This is a genomic window from Variovorax sp. GW821-FHT09D04 (assembly GCF_059416405.1).
In genome coordinates, this window is record NZ_JBWKPA010000005.1 from 388,294 (window position 1) to 404,150 (window position 15,857).

At 70.2% G+C, this 15,857-nt stretch carries 14 protein-coding genes; 7 read left to right on the plus strand and 7 right to left on the minus strand.

What is annotated here, in order from left to right; all coding sequences use genetic code 11:
• Positions 1 to 2: 2 nt before the first annotated feature.
• From AC07O4_RS18525 to AC07O4_RS18540, 4 genes are all read right to left on the minus strand, one after another.
• Positions 3 to 1,238: a pyridoxal-phosphate dependent enzyme gene (locus tag AC07O4_RS18525; protein ID WP_492734146.1), complete on the minus strand. Its 1,236-nt coding sequence runs from the start codon at positions 1,236 to 1,238 to the stop codon at positions 3 to 5.
• A gap of 104 nt (positions 1,239 to 1,342) precedes the next feature.
• Positions 1,343 to 2,035, minus strand: a complete 693-nt coding sequence (locus AC07O4_RS18530) for a PA4824 family protein (RefSeq protein ID WP_492734145.1) — start codon at positions 2,033 to 2,035, stop codon at positions 1,343 to 1,345.
• 84 nt (positions 2,036 to 2,119) lie between these two features.
• Positions 2,120 to 3,151: a response regulator gene (locus tag AC07O4_RS18535; RefSeq protein ID WP_492734144.1), complete on the minus strand. Its 1,032-nt coding sequence runs from the start codon at positions 3,149 to 3,151 to the stop codon at positions 2,120 to 2,122.
• A complete protein-coding gene (locus tag AC07O4_RS18540) occupies positions 3,148 to 6,774 on the minus strand; it encodes a hybrid sensor histidine kinase/response regulator (RefSeq protein WP_495305330.1) in 3,627 nt (1,208 codons plus the stop codon). Before AC07O4_RS18540 ends, AC07O4_RS18535 begins: the two co-directional genes overlap by 4 nt.
• A 102-nt stretch (positions 6,775 to 6,876) precedes the next feature.
• Between AC07O4_RS18540 and AC07O4_RS18545 the strand changes: the two genes are divergently transcribed.
• Genes AC07O4_RS18545 through ureC form a run of 4 tightly spaced genes read left to right on the plus strand, consistent with a single transcriptional unit; the run spans position 6,877 to position 9,839 of the window.
• Positions 6,877 to 7,179, plus strand: a complete 303-nt coding sequence (locus AC07O4_RS18545; protein ID WP_062474548.1) for an urease subunit gamma — start codon at positions 6,877 to 6,879, stop codon at positions 7,177 to 7,179.
• Positions 7,180 to 7,208: 29 nt separating this feature from the next.
• Positions 7,209 to 7,805 carry a HupE/UreJ family protein gene (locus tag AC07O4_RS18550; RefSeq protein WP_495305287.1) on the plus strand — a complete coding sequence of 199 codons (597 nt, stop codon included), beginning with the start codon at positions 7,209 to 7,211 and terminating at the stop codon, positions 7,803 to 7,805.
• Positions 7,806 to 7,812: 7 nt separating this feature from the next.
• Positions 7,813 to 8,118, plus strand: coding sequence for an urease subunit beta (locus tag AC07O4_RS18555; protein ID WP_099792392.1), 306 nt, complete (start codon positions 7,813 to 7,815; stop codon positions 8,116 to 8,118).
• Positions 8,119 to 8,120: 2 nt separating this feature from the next.
• A complete protein-coding gene (ureC, locus tag AC07O4_RS18560) occupies positions 8,121 to 9,839 on the plus strand; it encodes an urease subunit alpha (RefSeq protein ID WP_493194601.1) in 1,719 nt (572 codons plus the stop codon).
• 126 nt (positions 9,840 to 9,965) lie between these two features.
• Here the strand turns inward: ureC and AC07O4_RS18565 are convergent, their stop codons facing one another.
• Both AC07O4_RS18565 and AC07O4_RS18570 read right to left on the minus strand, forming a co-directional pair.
• Positions 9,966 to 11,366, minus strand: coding sequence for an amidase (locus tag AC07O4_RS18565; protein ID WP_495305288.1), 1,401 nt, complete (start codon positions 11,364 to 11,366; stop codon positions 9,966 to 9,968).
• A gap of 153 nt (positions 11,367 to 11,519) precedes the next feature.
• Positions 11,520 to 12,458 carry an AraC-like ligand-binding domain-containing protein gene (locus tag AC07O4_RS18570; protein WP_495305289.1) on the minus strand — a complete coding sequence of 313 codons (939 nt, stop codon included), beginning with the start codon at positions 12,456 to 12,458 and terminating at the stop codon, positions 11,520 to 11,522.
• A gap of 185 nt (positions 12,459 to 12,643) precedes the next feature.
• On the opposite strand from AC07O4_RS18570, the gene ureE reads away from it, so the two are divergent.
• The 3 genes from ureE (at position 12,644) to ureG (ending at position 14,733) form a co-directional block, all read left to right on the plus strand.
• Positions 12,644 to 13,243 (plus strand): urease accessory protein UreE, encoded by a 600-nt coding sequence (gene ureE, locus AC07O4_RS18575; RefSeq protein WP_495305290.1) that lies wholly within the window; start codon positions 12,644 to 12,646, stop codon positions 13,241 to 13,243.
• 149 nt (positions 13,244 to 13,392) lie between these two features.
• A complete protein-coding gene (locus tag AC07O4_RS18580) occupies positions 13,393 to 14,064 on the plus strand; it encodes an urease accessory protein UreF (RefSeq protein ID WP_159274978.1) in 672 nt (223 codons plus the stop codon).
• Between the two features lie 21 nt (positions 14,065 to 14,085).
• On the plus strand, positions 14,086 to 14,733 hold the full coding sequence (ureG, locus tag AC07O4_RS18585; protein ID WP_307696298.1) for an urease accessory protein UreG: 648 nt from the start codon (positions 14,086 to 14,088) through the stop codon (positions 14,731 to 14,733).
• A gap of 114 nt (positions 14,734 to 14,847) precedes the next feature.
• Here ureG and AC07O4_RS18590 read toward each other — a convergent pair whose 3' ends face one another.
• A complete protein-coding gene (locus AC07O4_RS18590; protein ID WP_495305291.1) occupies positions 14,848 to 15,717 on the minus strand; it encodes a pirin family protein in 870 nt (289 codons plus the stop codon).
• Positions 15,718 to 15,857: the final 140 nt, after the last annotated feature.

Below are 15,857 nucleotides of genomic sequence, written 5' to 3' on the forward strand. Positions count from 1 at the left end.
CCTCAGGCGGTCACGGCGCGGTCGGGCCAGCTCGGGTCGCTCGACGCGTCGGAGGTCAGCACCATCACGACATGCGCGTCGGCTGCGATGGTCTCGGCCTCGCGCAGTTGCCGCACGGCCCCCAGGCCCGCCGCTGCTGCCAGTTCGGCACTCACGCCGGCCGCAGTAAGCAGCCGCCGCGCCGCGCGGGCCTCGTCGTCGCCCACCACCACGGCACCGCCGCCGCTGGCCGTGGCGGCCTGCCATTGCAGATAAGTGACCGTCGCGCCCGCGCTCGACAGCTGCGCCGTGCGACCAGGGTAGCTGCCGTTGAGCGCCCCGCCGCCGAGCACGCGCGACAGCCGCGGGAAGGGCTCGACCAGCCACATCCGCGGCAGGCGCGCGATGCGCCCCGCCGCCAGCAGCTCGCGAAAACCGGCGTAGATGCCCCAGGCCATGTCGCCGCGCCCGGTCGGCACCACGACGTGATCGGGCAGGCCGCCGTCCTTCAGGCACTCTTCGGCGATGGCCTTGTAGCCCTCCACGCCCAAGGGCGCACTGCCCAGCGCGGGCAGGCGGTAATTGGACAGCGCGAAATACCCCGGGTACTGCGAGCGCTCGCGCACGAAGCCCCAGCGGCCGGTGTTGTCGGCGAACACATAGCGCCGCGCGCCCAGCGCGTCGAGCTGGCGGGCGTAGGTGGCGGGCATCGCCTCGTAGGAGGCCACCTCGCAACCGAGCCCCGCGGCCCACGCGTAGTGCGCCGCCGACACCGCCGTGTTGCCCGACGACGCGAGCACCAGCGTGTGGGCCCCGGCGTCCAGCGCCTGCGCCACGCCCATCGCGGTCAGCCGGTCTTTCGGCGAGCCGGTCGGGTTGCGCGATTCGTCCTTGATGCTCAGGCGCGCGATGTCGAACTGCCGCGCCAGCTCGGGCATGTCGTGCTGCGGCGTGTTGCCCTCGCCGAGCGAGAAGCCCTGCACGTACGGCATCGGCACCACGTCCGGGCCGCCGGGCCGGTAGCTGGCGCGCAGCCCGACGTGGAAGCCGGCCTGCCGGCAGGCCGGGCAGCCGTCGTTGGCGAGCGTGACCGGGTACAGCGCGTCGCAGCGCAGGCACTGCAGCCCCTGCAGGCGCGGATTGCGCTGCGGCGTGAACGAGCGGCCGAGCACCCCGGCCGGCCGGCCCGGCAGGAAGGTCTGCGCGGGGCTCTCCGGCGGCGCGGTGAACTTGAAGTCCAGAACGGGCGATGGGGTCACGGATCGTTGACTCGTTAATAAATGTGACCGAATCTTATTCAAAATCAACAAAATCCACGATACGGGAGTTCATCCCATTGCAGCGGATTTCAGTTTTCCTTCACTTATTTCCAGCTGAATTCGTGGTTCAGCCCGATCACCACGCCGCGCACGCCCTGCGGCCCGGTGCGCGAGGTGCTGATGTCGACGCTGATCAGCGGCGTCAGGCTGAAACGGCCGCCCACGCGCGAGGTCCACAGGCCTCCGGCCCGGTTGCGCTCGGCGATCAGCGACACGGCGTCGTTCAGAGCCCACTCCACGGCCAGGCCGCCGCGCGGCGTGCGCGCGCCAGTGCCCAGCGCCCAGTCGGCGCCCAGGTTGGCGTGAATCTGCAGGCTGGCCGTGGGCCGCCAGGTGAGCGGCACCACCAGCTGGCCGCCCCAGCGACCGCCGCGCCGCAGGTCGGCCACCGCGCCCATCGACACGGCGGCGCTGAAAGGCGCGTCGGCGGCCGCGCCGGCAAAGGTCCACTTGAGCTGCGGTCCGCCCGTGACCGAATGCACGCCCTGCGCCGAGAGCCGGTCGAAGTTCAACCCCAGCTCGACCGGCCCGACCCGGCAGGCCGGCCCGACATGGAAACCCGTCGTGACCGGCTCGGCGCCGCTGCGGCCCCACCAGGTTTCGTACTGGCACTGGCCGGGGTCGAGCGTGCCGGCGTCGTCGACATCGAAGTGGCCGGCGGCCTGCGCGCCGAGGCCCGGCAACGCCGCGACTGCGGCAAGAAGCAGGCGTGCGGTGCGGTTGTTGTTGTTCTTCATCTCGTGCTTCCCTCAGAGAGCCCTGCCTCATTCTAGGAAGCCGGAAAGTCCGCGCCATGACGCGGCAACGCCATCCCCCGCCCTTCAGAGTTCGAACTGCGGCTGCAGCTCGCGGATGCGCTTGATCGCCACGCCCGCCGCGGCGGTGCGCGTCTCCACGCCCAGCTTCACGTACACGCGCTCCAGGTGCTTCTTGGCGGTGGCCGGGCTGCTGCCGAGGATCTCGCCGATGTCCTTGTTGGTCTTGCCCTTGACCACCCAGTACAGCACCTCGGCCTCGCGCGCCGTGAGCTTCAGGCTCAGGCTCATGGCCTCGATCACGGCGGTGTCGGAGACCTCGCGCATGACGATCATCCACTCGTCGCCGGCGTCGTCCTCGCCGGTCTGGCGGTGCAGCCGCAGGCTCAGGCTGCGGGCCCCCTGCGCGATGACCAGGGCCGGCGGCTCGATGCCGCGCGCGCGGGCGTCGGGCGCGTGCTGGCGCAGCCAGCCGAGCACGGCCGGCGGCGTCTCGGGCGCCTGCGTCTCGCAGTAGCGCGCCAGCAGGTCGCGCGCCAGCGCCGTCTGCCAGATCAGCCGCCCCTCGGGCAGGCGCACCGTGATGCTCGCGTAGCCGAAGGCGTCGAGCGCGTTGCGCGCCTGCCCGGCCTGATGCGCCTCCTGCCGCGCGCGGCGCGCGCCCTGCAGGTGCACGTTCATGCGCGCCAGCACTTCCTTGGGCTTGATCGGCTTGGTGACGTAGTCGACTCCGCCCGCCTCCAGCGCGGCCACGAGGTGCTCGGTTTCGGTGAGCCCCGTCATGAACACGATGGGAATGTGCGCGGTGGCCACATCGGCCTTGAGCCGGCGCGCCACTTCGAAGCCGTCGATGCCCGGCATCATCGCGTCGAGCAGCACGATGTCGGGCCGCGCCTGCGCGGCGCGCTGCAGCGCCTGCTCGCCGTTGGTGGCGATGAGCACGGTGTAGCCCGACTCGTCGAGCGCGTCGTGCAGCACGGCGAGGTTGTCGGGCACGTCGTCGACGATCAGCACCAGGTCGCCGTGGGCGCCCTGCTGCTCGCGCAGCGTGCGGGCGAGCGGTGAAGCGGGCAGGGTCGTTGGAGACAAGAAAGTCATGCGGCGCCCTCGGCGGCTTCGGCCAGCGCGCGGCCCATGGCTTCGAACTGGAACTGGCGGGCCAGCGCGCGCTGGGCCTCGGTCCACGCGGCGCACTCGGGCTGCGCGGCGTCGATGTCGTCGAGCTGGTTCATGATGCCCCGGAAGTAGCCCAGGCCCACGGCCTCGTCGAGCGCACGCAGGCGCGCCAGCGACGGCGGCTGCATCGCGCGCGGCGCGGCCACGGCGGGCGCGGGCCGCGCGGCGGTGTCGGACCACTGCAGCGCGAGCCGGCGCTCCAGCCAGTCCAGCAGTTCGGTGTGGCGCACAGGCTTGACGAAGAAATCTTCGGGCGCGATGCCCACGTCGTTGTCCAGGCCCTTGTCGAAGGCGTTGGCCGAGACGATGGCCACCGACGCGTCGGCCAGCCCCAGCTTGCGCGCACGGCGGATGGTTTCCCAGCCGTCGATGCCGGGCATCGCGAGGTCGACGAACATGGCGTCGGGCCGGTAGCCGGCGGCGATGAGGTCCAACGCGTCGTGCCCGCTGGCCGCGCTGCGCAGCTCGAAGCCCAGCGGCGCGAGCACATGGCCCAGCAGCTCGCGGTCGGCCTCCTCGTTGTCGACCACCAGCAGGCGCCGGCGCGCGCCCTCGTAGCCACGCCGCGCGCGCGGTGCCGGCGCAACGCGTGCACTGCCCGCCACCGCCTCATGCACGCGCGGCAGGAACAGCCGCACGCAGAACAGCGAGCCCTCGCCCGGCGTGCTGCGTACCTTCATCTCGCCGCCCATCAGGTCGGTCAGCATCTTCGCGATGGTCAAACCCAGGCCCGCGCCGGGTGCCGACGACACCGCCGCGTGGCCGCGCGCGAAGGGCTCGAAGATGCGCTCGATGTCGGCCGCCGTCATGCCCGGCCCGGTGTCCTCGATCTCGATGGCGGCGAACTCGCGCGCGTACGAAATGCGCAAGGTCACCTGCCCCGCCGCCGTGAACTTGATCGCATTGCCCAGCAGGTTGATGAGGATCTGGCTCACGCGCTTTTCGTCGGCGCGCACCACGTCGGGCAGCGTGCCGGCCGCCTCGAAGCGAAAGCGCAGGCCCTTCTCGGCCGCCTGCAGCTCGAACATGTCGGCCAGCTCGCGCATCGCGTCGGCAAAGCGCATCGGCCGCGCGTCCAGCGTGAGCTTGCCGGCCTCGATGTGGGCGATGGCCAGCGTGCCCTCGATGAGCGACAGCAGGTGCTCGCCGCCGCGCTTGATCACGGCCACCGCCTGCTGGCGGTGCGGCGGCACCGAATGGTCTTCGCCCATGAGTTGCGCGTAGCCCAGGATGCTGTTGAGCGGCGTGCGCAGCTCGTGGCTGATGGCGCTGATGTAGCGGCTCTTGGCCTGGTTCGCGAGGTCCGCCGCGCGCCGCGCCTGGTCGGCCGCGAGCTTGGCGTGCTCGGCGATCTCGCGGGCTTCTTCGGCGCTCTGCTTGGCGTCCTGCAGCGCGCGGTCGGTCTCGCGGTGCAGCGCAATCTCACGCACCAGCAGGTGGGTCTGGCGGTTCGACTCCTCTTGCGCCACCTTGCGGCTCTGGTGCGCCAGCACCAGCCACCACGCGACGATGCCCGCGATGACCAGCAGCGCCATGTAGGCCTTGAGAAAACCCGAGCGCAGCGACGCCTGCTGCACCGCGACCAGCGCCCCGCCCACATCGGCCTGCGCCGCCAGCGCGAGCGCGCCTTCGCTCAGCGCCCGCAGCTCCTGCTGGTAGAGCACGCCGAACACCACGGCCAGCAGCGGCACGATGACCAGCATCAGCAGCAGGAAGTGCCCGAGCCCCGTGTCCAGGTAGCGCCAGCTGCGGCGCGGCAGCAGCCAGCGCAGCACGGCGGACCACTGCGCCGACAGGCTCGCGTGCGGCTTGCACAGATCGCCGCAGCGCGCGTCGAGCGTGCAGCACAGCGAGCAGATCGCGCCCTGGTAGGCCGGGCAGTGCGCCATGTCGGGGCCTTCGTATTCGCGCTCGCAGATCACGCAGTGCTGCACCTTCAGGCGCTGGTAGCTGCCGCCCTCGTCCGGCGACGGCTCGACCCGCGCCCAGCGCACCTTGCGCCCGCCCGCGGCCGGCGCGAACAGCACGGAGCCGCCCGCGTCGGACGTGCGCGCGAGGTAGTACTTGCCGCCCGTGACCCACGCCAGCAGCGGCGACGCGACCAGCGCCGTGCCCAGCGCAATCAGCGCCGAGAAGGCCTGCGCCAGTGGCCCGAACACGCCCAGGTGCGCGGTGATCGACAGCACCGACGCCAGCGCCATCGCGCCCACGCCCACCGGGTTGATGTCCCACAGGTGCGCGCGCTTGAACTCGATGCCCGGCGGCGACAGCCCCAGCGGCTTGTTGACGACCAGGTCGGCCACCACGGCCATCATCCAGGCGATGGCGATGTTGGCGAACAGGCCGAGCACGTCGCCCAGCGCCTCGAACACGTTCATCTCCATCAGCATGAAGGCGATGAGCGCGTTGAACACCACCCACACCACGCGCCCCGGATGGCTGTGCGCCACGCGCGAGAAGAAATTGCTCCAGGCCAGCGAGCCGGCGTAGGCGTTCGTCACGTTGATCTTCAGCTGCGAGACCACCACGAACAGCGCCGTCGCCGCCACCGCCCAGCCGTAGTTCGGAAACACGTACTCGTAGGCCGCCAGGTACATCTGGTTCGGGTCGACCGCGCGCTCCACCGGCACCATGTGCGTGATCGCCAGGTAGGCCAGCGCCGCCCCGCCCAGCATCTTGACCACGCCCAGCACCACCCAGCCCGGCCCGCCCGCCAGCACGCCGGCCCACCAGCGGCGCGTCGTGCCCGTGGTGCGCGCGGGCATGAAGCGCAGGTAGTCGGCCTGCTCGCCCATCTGCGTGATGAGCGCGATGCCGACCGTCAGCGCAGCACCGAACAGGTGCAGATTGAATCCTTGCGCGCCCGGCTTCGCCCCGCTGTAGTGCGTGATGCCCGCGAACGCACCAGGATCGCGCACAAGCACGAAGACAAAGGGCACCACCAGCATCAGCAGCCACAGCGGCTGCGTCCACAGCTGCAGCCGGCTGATCACCGACACCCCGTGCGTGACCAGCGGAATCACCACCAGCGCGCACACCAGGTAGCCCCACACCGGCGGAATGCCCAGCGCCAGCTCGAGCGCATAGGCCATCACGGCCGCCTCGAGCGCGAAGAAGATGAAGGTGAAGCTCGCGTAGATCAGCGAGGTGAGCGTGGAGCCGATGTAGCCGAAGCCCGCGCCGCGCGTGAGCAGGTCCATGTCGACGCCGTAGCGCGCCGCGTACACGCTGATCGGCAGCCCCGCCAGGAAGATGATGAGCCCCGTGACGAGGATCGCCCAGAAGGCGTTGGCGAAGCCGTACTGCACCAGCAGCGTGGCGCCGACCGCCTCCAGCACCAGGAACGAGGCCGCCCCGAACGCCGTGTTGGCCACCCGCCATTCGGACCATTTGCGAAAGCGCTGCGGCGTGTAGCGCAACGCGTAGTCCTCCAGCGTTTCGCTCGCGACCCAGCTGTTGTAGTCGCGCCGCACCTTGACGATGCGCTGGGGAGCGTCGTCGGTCAGGAGAGGTGGGTCGGCGGAATTCACACCGTTTCGGTGCAGCTTCCGTGCCACCGGGTACGGCATTTGGCGAACAGGGCACGACTGTTGCAAAGCCACAGCCTTGCCCATAATCACCGACCGCCACCCGACCCCACCCCCGCCATGGAACTGACCCCGCGCGAAAAAGACAAGCTGCTGATCTTCACCGCGGCGCTGCTGGCCGAGCGCCGCAAGGCACGCGGGCTCAAGCTCAACTACCCGGAAGCCGTCGCGCTGATCACCGCCGCCGTGATGGAAGGCGCCCGCGACGGCAAGAGCGTCGCCGAGTTGATGAGCGAAGGCCGCAGCGTGCTCACCCGCGCCGACGTGATGGACGGCATCGCCGAGATGATTCCCGACATCCAGGTCGAGGCCAGTTTTCCCGACGGCACCAAGCTCGTGACCGTTCACCAGCCGATCGTCTGAACCTCCGCCACAAGAAGAAAGATCCCTCCATGCGCTTCGCAAAGACTTCCGCCCTGCTCGTCACCCTCCTGCTGCCGCTGGCCGCCGGCGCCCACACGGGCGTCGACGGCGGCGTGCACCACGGTTTCGTCACCGGCTTCATGCACCCGCTCACCGGCGCCGACCACCTCGCGGCGATGGTCGCGGTCGGCCTGTGGAGCGCGCTGGTCGCGCGCCGCGCCTGGCCCGACCTGCTGTGGGCGCCGCTGGCCTTCGCGGGCATGCTGCTCGCGGGCGCGCTGGCCGGGCTGGCCGGCGTGCAGCTGCCGGCCGTCGAACCGATGATCGCCGCGTCGCTGCTGGTGCTGGGCCTGCTGGTCGCCACGCGCGTGCACCTGCCGGCCGGCGTCGCCATGGCCGTGGTGGGCCTGTTCGCCGTCTTCCACGGCGTGGCGCACGGCCACGAGCTGGCGGGCGAACACGGCGCGGCCCTCACGCTGGCCGGCATGGTCAGCGCCACGCTGCTGCTGCACGCGGCCGGCATCGCGTTGGGCTGGGCGCTGCGCCACGCCAACGCGTGGCTGCCCCGCGTGGCCGGCGCTGCCGTTGTCGGCCTCGGCGCCACGCTGCTGGCCCAGGCAATCTGAGGCGGCCATGACGCCCGGCGAACTTTTCACCGACGACGGCGAGCACACGCTCAACCCCGGCCGCCGCGCCCTCACGCTGGTGGTGCGCAACACGGCCGACCGGCCGATCCAGGTCGGCTCGCACTACCACTTCGCCGAGACCAACGGCGCCCTCGATTTCGACCGCGCCGCCGCACGCGGCATGCGGCTGAACATCGCCTCGGGCGCCGCGGTGCGCTTCGAGCCCGGCCAGCAACGCACGGTCGAGCTGGTCGATTTTTCCGGCGATCGCATCGTCTACGGCTTTCGCGGCCTCGTTCAAGGAAAGCTCTGACTATGGCCACCATCGGGCGACGCGCCTACGCAGAAATCTTCGGTCCCACCGTGGGCGACCGGGTCCGCCTTGCGGACACCGACCTGCTGATCGAAGTCGAAGCCGACTACACGCTGCGCGCCGGCGGCTACGGCGAAGAGGTGAAGTTCGGCGGCGGCAAGACGATCCGCGACGGCATGGCGCAGTCGCAGCGCACGCGCGCACAGGGCGCCGTCGACACGGTGATGACCAACGCGTTGATCCTCGACCACTGGGGCATCGTGAAGGCAGACATCGGCCTGAAGGACGGGCGCATCGCCGCCATCGGCAAGGCCGGCAATCCCGATGTGCAGCCGGGCGTGGACATCGTCATCGGCCCGGGCACCGAGATCATCAGCTGCGAGGGCACCATCGTCACCGCGGGCGGCATCGACAGCCACATCCACTTCATCTGCCCACAGCAGATCGAGGAAGCGCTGGCCTCGGGCGTGACGACCATGCTCGGCGGCGGCACCGGCCCGGCCACCGGCACCTTCGCGACCACCGCCACGCCCGGCCCGTGGCACATCGAACGCATGCTGCAGGCGGCTGACGCCTTCCCGATGAACCTGGGCTTTCTGGGCAAGGGCAACGCCAGCCTGCCCGATGCGCTGCACGAGCAGATCGAGGCCGGCGTCATGGGCCTGAAGCTGCATGAAGACTGGGGCACCACGCCGTCGGCCATCAGCAACTGCCTGGACGTGGCCGACGCCACCGACACGCAGGTGGCGATCCACAGCGACACGCTGAACGAATCGGGCTTCGTCGAGAACACCATCGCCGCCGTGGGCGGGCGCGCCATCTGCGCCTTCCACACCGAGGGCGCGGGCGGCGGCCATGCGCCCGACATCCTGCGCGTGGTGGGCGAGGCGAACTTTTTGCCCTCGTCGACCAACCCGACGATGCCCTACACCGTGAATACGCTCGACGAACACGTCGACATGCTCATGGTGTGCCACCACCTGGACGCCGGCATCGCCGAAGACCTGGCCTTTGCCGAGTCGCGCATCCGCAAGGAAACCATCGCCGCCGAAGACGTGCTGCACGACCTGGGCGCGATCAGCATGTTCAGCTCCGACAGCCAGGCCATGGGCCGCGTCGGCGAGGTGGTCATCCGCACCTGGCAGACCGCGCACAAGATGAAGCAGCAGCGCGGCACGCTGCCCGAGGACAGCGAGCGCAACGACAACTTCCGCGCGCGGCGCTACGTGGCCAAGTACACGATCAACCCGGCCCTCGCGCACGGCATCGCACACGAGGTGGGCTCCATCGAAATCGGCAAGTGGGCCGACCTCGTGGTCTGGAAGCCGGCCTTCTTCGGCGTGAAGCCCTTCACCATCATCAAGGGCGGCACCATCGCGATGGCCGCCATGGGCGACCCCAGCGCGTCGATTCCCACGCCGCAGCCGGTGCACTTCCGGCCGATGTTCGGCGCCTACGGCGGCTCGCTCGCCAAGAGCTCGCTGACCTTCGTCTCGCAGGCCGGGCTGGCCGCGGGCATCAAGGAACGCTACGGCCTGAGCAAGCACCTGAGCGCGGTGAAGAACATCCGCAACGTGCGCAAGCAGGACCTGATCCACAACGGCTACACGCCGAAGATGGAGATCGACGCGCAGACCTACGCCGTACGCGCCGATGGCCAGCTGCTGACCTGCGAGCCGGCCAAGGTGCTGCCGATGGCGCAGCGCTACTTCCTGTTCTGAACGAAGCCGCGACGCGGCCCTCTGACGGGTTTGCAATCAAGGTGAGCGCAAGGCGCGAAGCCGCAGACAGTGCTGACGCACGGCAAGGCGACGCAACGCGGCGATCGCCTTGATTGCGAAGCCGTCTCACACCGCCGGGTGCCGGCGGTGCCAGTCGGTCGCCCGCTGGAACGCCCATCCCGCGCGCACCAGCAGGTCTTCGCCGAAATGCGGCGCCACGAACTGGAAGGCCACCGGCACACCCGCCTCGGTGGCGCCGCCCGGCAAGGTGAGCGTGGGGCTGCCCGTGAGGTCGAACGGGCAGGTGTAGCGCAGCATGCCCGCCAGCAGCTCCGGGTCCACGCCGAGCTGGCCGGCGCGCTCGAGCGTCGGCGCCGCGAAAGGAATGGCCGGGATCAGCAGCAGGTCGACCTGCTCGAAGAACGTGCGCACGCGGCCGGTGAAATCGGCGCGGCGCAGCAGCAGCTTCTGGTAGTCGGTGGCGCTTTGCGACAGGCCCAGGTCGATCAGCCCCGAGAGGCCCGGGCCGTACTCGTCGCGCCGCGACGGGTACGTGGTCTCGTGCGCCACGGCGGTCTCGACCGCGCACAGCGGCGACCAGTCGAGCACCGCCTGCGCCGTGTCGGGAAACACCACCTCGCGCACCGAAGCGCCCAGCGATTCGACCGTGCGGATCGCGGCGGCCAGCGTGGCGCGCGTGGGGGCGTCCACGCGGTCCAGCGTCCAGGCGGGGTCGATGCCCACGCGCAGGCCGGCCAGGCCGCGCGTCATCGTCGCCAGGTAGTCGGGCACCGGCACCGTGCTGGCCGTGGGGTCGCGCGGGTCGGCGCCGGCGATGGCCGCCAGCATCGCGCCCGCGTCGGCCGCGCTGCGCGTCATCGGGCCGATGTGGTCGAGCGAGGCGGCGAGTTCGAAGGCGCCGTGGCGGCTCACCCGCCCCCATGTCGGCTTCAGGCCCGTGATGCCGTTGGCCGCCGACGGAAAGCGGATCGATCCGCCCGTGTCGGTGCCCAGCGCGCCGAAGCACAGGCCCGCCGCCGTGGCCACGCCCGAGCCGCTGGACGACACGCCGGGCCACAGCGAGGCGTCCCACGGATTGACCGGCGACGCGATCTGCGGATGGTGGTCGGCAAAGGCGCCTTCGGTCTGCTGCAGCTTGCCCAGGATCACCGCGCCGGCTTCGCGCAGGCGGTGCACCACCGTCGCGTCCTCGGTCGGACGGAACGCTTTGTGGATCGTCATGCCGTGCGCGCTCGGCACGCCCTCGGTCCACAGCAGGTCTTTCACAGCCAGCGGCACGCCGTGCAGCGGCCCGCGCGCGCGGCCGGCGGCGATCTCGGTGTCCGCGCGGCGCGCCTCGTCGAGCGCCTGCGCGTCCATGCGCGTCGCGTAGCTGCGCAAGCGGCCGTCGACGGCCTCGATGCGCGCGAGCATGGCGCGCGTGACTTCTTCCGACGAGCGCTCGCGCGACTGGATCTGCCGGCCGACTTCCAGCAGTTCGAGATGATGCAATTCCTTGTCCGCCATGACTGACTCCCGCGTGTGTAGGGTTGAGAAAGAAGGTCCGAATCCAAGTGGCAGAACCTGCCACCCCGGGCGAACCTTATCGGCGCGCGGCGGCCCGCGCTGGTCTCTTCCGGACATGCACTTGTGCTGGGGCGGACACCCCGCGCGCGGCGCTCAGCGCGGCTTCAGCAGCGTGTGCGGCGCGCAGCCGTAGGCCTTGCGGAAGACCCGGCTGAAATGCGACAGGTCGGAAAACCCGTGCTGGAACGCGACGTCGGTCACGCTGTGCGCGTGCCCACCCACCAGCGCCTCGCGGCTGGCCGCCAGGCGCGCCTGCCAAACCGCGCCCATCGCCGTGGCGCCCTGGCGCGCGAACGCCCGCGCCACGGTGCGTGCCGAGACATGGTGCGCCTGCGCCAGCGCCTCGAGCGAGAGCGCCGGGTCGTCCAAGTGGCGCTCGATGTAGGCCGTCATGCGCGCATGCAGGCCGCGCTCGGCGCCGGCGTCGCCAGCCATGTCCTGCTGCAGCTCGAGCGTCACGGCCAGCAGGTCGATGAGCGCGCCGCCGAAGCGCTCGGCGGCGGCGGAATGCGGCTGCGCAAAGGCCGGGTTCGCCGTCTCCCGCAGCATCGCGTGCAGCGGCGCCGCGCCGGGACGGTCCGCGGCGATGGTGCGGGCGGTGAACTCTTCGGCCTTCGCGAAGCGCCGCAGCAGCAGCCGGCGCGGCATGCGCGCCAGGTAGACCGAGCGCGCGTCCAGCGTGCATTCGAAGGGCCGGCCGGCGTCGTAGAGCACCATGTCGCCGCTGCGCAACCGCCCCTGCCGCCCGCCTTGCACCAAGGTGCCCTCGCCCTCCTGCACGAACGCCAGCCACAGGTCGTCCAGCGGATGCCGGCGCAGGTGGGGCGCGTCGCGCGACCAGTGATGCATCGGCGCCGACATGCGGTTGACGCTGACCGCGCCCACCTCACGCACGTCGAGCCGCCCTTCGAACGGCTCGGCCGTCATCGCGCGGCTGGCCGCGGGAATGCAGTGGCGGCACACGACGTCGTGCCAGTAGTCGAAACGCAGCGGGGTGGCGACGTCGGTCGTCAGGTAGGCCAGGCTGTTCATGACGCGGATGCTGGGGCGGATGGGGCGCGCAGGCAAGCCCCCGAGTCCACAAGGCCCGATATTTGCTAACGCAGGAAAGCCCGTTCCCGGCACGCTGGCCTCGCCGACGGGCTTGGAACACCACGCCGAACAGGGGCTGCAAGAGGCGCTACATTCATCGGCCTCATTCGACCCTGCAACCCGCCATGCTCACCGCCAACAAACTCATGCCCCAGGGCCGCGGTCTCGCGCCCGTGCTGCTCAAGCGTGCCGCCACCATCGAACTCGACTGGGACGTGCGCCAGAAAAGCCGTTTCGACGCCACCGACTCGCAGGGCCGGCAGATCGGCATCTTCCTGCCGCGCGGCACCGCGGTGCGCGGTGGCGACGTGCTGGTCGCGGAAGACGGCTCGCTGGTGCGCGTGATCGCGGCGCCGCAGCCCGTGCTGCGCATCACGCACTGCACCGCCCACGGCACGCCGTTCGACCTGACGCGCGCGGCCTACCACCTGGGCAACCGGCATGTGCCGATCGAGCTCAAGCCCGACCACCTGAAGATCGAACCCGACCACGTGCTGGCCGACATGCTGCGTTCGATGCACCTGATCGTCGTCGCCGTCGAGGAAGCCTTCGAGCCCGAAGGCGGCGCGTACGGCGCGCAAGGGCATTCGCATGGCGGCCACAGCCATGACCACGGCCATGACCACAGTCACGACCACGGGCACTCGCACAGCAGCGGCCCGAAGCCCCTCGTGCTCGCCCCCGAACTGCTCGACGACGATCACGGCCACGGCCACTCGCATTGAAATGACCCACCGCTCTTCTCGTGCGCAGGGCACTGGGTGCTTCCCGCAGCGAAATCAAGGAGGAGGGCGAAGCCCGGGGGACATTCGCGGAGGGAAGTACCCGGTGGCCTGCGCACGCGCCCTGAACAGCGGCGCGCGCCAATAAACAGATGCCAACCCCGCACAGCCTCCTCCAGCTCATCTGGCTAGCCTCCCCCGCCCTGCCGGTCGGCGGCTTCTCGTACTCCGAAGGCGTCGAGGCCGCGGTCGAATGGGCCGGCATCCATTCCGAAGCCAGCGCCACCGAGTGGCTCTCCGACCAGCTGCACCTGAGCTTCGCACGCGGCGACCTCGCCCTGGCAGCCCAGGCGATCACCGCCTGGCGCGCGAACGACGCACAACGCATCCGCAACCTCAACGACTGGGTGCTGCACACCCGCGAATCCGCCGAGTTTTTCCTGCAGACCGAGCAGATGGGCCGCTCCTTCGTCGAGTGGCTGAAGCTGCACCACACCGACACGGCCGAGGTCTTCGCCGGCCTGCCCGCGACCTACCCCGTGGCCTTCGCGTTCGCCGCCAGCCGCACCGAAGCCACCGTGCAGGACGGCTGCCTGGCGTTCGCCTTCGGCTGGGCCGAGAACATGGTCGCCGCCGCCGTCAAGGCCGTGCCGCTGGGCCAGAGCGCGGGCCAGCGCATCCTGGCGCGGCTGGCGAACGAAATCCCTGCGGCCGTCGAGCGCGCGATGCAACTGAGCGACGACGAGCGCCAGGCCTTCGCGCCCCTGCTGGCGGTGTTGTCGGCCCGCCATGAAACACAATATTCCCGCCTCTTCCGAAGCTGACCGAACCGGATCTTTTCGCCCATGACCTCCGCCCTGCACCACATCCCGAATCGCACCAAGAAGCTCCCGCCGCTGCGCGTGGGCATCGGCGGCCCCGTCGGCTCGGGCAAGACCACCCTGCTCGAAATGCTCTGCAAGGCGATGCGCGACAAGTACGACCTGGTCGCCATCACCAACGACATCTACACCAAGGAAGACCAGCGCCTGCTCACCGTGGCCGGCGCGCTGCCGGCCGAGCGCATCATGGGCGTGGAAACCGGCGGCTGCCCGCACACCGCGATCCGCGAAGACGCCTCGATCAACCTCGAGGCCATCGATCGCATGCTCGAAGACTTTCCCGATGCCGACATCGTGTTCGTCGAATCGGGCGGCGACAACCTGGCCGCCACCTTCAGCCCCGAGCTGTCGGACCTCACCATCTACGTGATCGACGTGGCGGCCGGCGAAAAGATCCCGCGCAAAGGCGGCCCCGGCATCACCAAGAGCGACCTGTTCGTCATCAACAAGACCGACCTCGCGCCCTACGTGGGCGCGAACCTCGACGTGATGGAACAGGACACCCAGCGCATGCGCCGCCAGCGCCCCTACGTGATGACTAACCTCAAGACGCTGACCGGCGTCGCCGAGGTGGTCGCCTTCATCGAAACGCGCGGCATGCTCATGGCCTAGGCTCGCCCCCAGGCTTCGCGCACTTCGTGTCGCTTCTCCAACCCCCTACCGGGGGCGACACCAGCAGCCCGGTAAAACCGGTTCTGCGGTGTCTCGCGACCGGAGCGCAGGGGTTCAAGCCGGCTGCATCTGCCCGAACTTCCCGCTGCCGAAGTCCTTCATCGCCTGCACGATCTCGTCGCGCGTGTTCATCACGAACGGGCCGTGGCCGACGATGGGTTCGTCGATCGGCTCGCCGCTGAGCAGCAGCAACACCGCGTCGTTGTTGGCATCGATCGTGAGCGCATCGCCCGCGCGGTCGAGCAGCACCATCTGCGCGTCGCGCACGACCGTCTCGCCGTTCACCTGCACCGTGCCGCGCAGCACCACCACCGCGGCCGTGTGGCCTTCGGGCACCGGCAGCGTCACCTGCGCGCCCTGGTTCAGGCGCAGGTCCCACACGTCGATGGGCGTGAAGGTGCGCGCCGGCCCCTTGTGACCGAGGTAGTCACCCGCGATCACGCGCACGCTGCCCGCGCCTTCCGGCAGCGGCACCGACGGAATCTGCGCATCGACGATGGCCTGGTAGCCGGGCGTGGCCATCTTGTCCTTGGCGGGCAGGTTGACCCACAGCTGCACCATCTCGAGCTCGCCGCCGTCGCGCGTGAACGCTTCGGAATGGAACTCCTCGTGCAGGATCCCCGCGCCGGCGGTCATCCACTGCACGTCGCCGGGGCCGATGGTGCCGCCCTGCCCGGTCGAGTCGCGGTGCGACACCTCGCCCTTGTAGACGATGGTCACGGTCTCGAAGCCGCGGTGCGGGTGCTGGCCCACGCCGCGCGGCTGCGTGGTCGGCGTGAAGGGGGCCGGACCGGCGTAGTCCAGCAGCAAAAAGGGGCTGGCGTGGCGGCCCAGCGTGTCGTAGCTGAACAGCGAGCGCACGGGAAAACCGTCGCCCACCCAGTGCGGGCGCGGTGCGCTGTAGGTGCCGAGGATCTTCTTCATGGTCTGTGTTCCTTTCCATCTGGCGGCTCGCCCGGAACGGGAAAGCCATGGATCAAGGATGGGGCCGCAACGATGCTTTGAGTAGATGCCAGAATTCGCCCTCATCGTTCCATCTGGCGAACGATCAACGGCACGGAGGG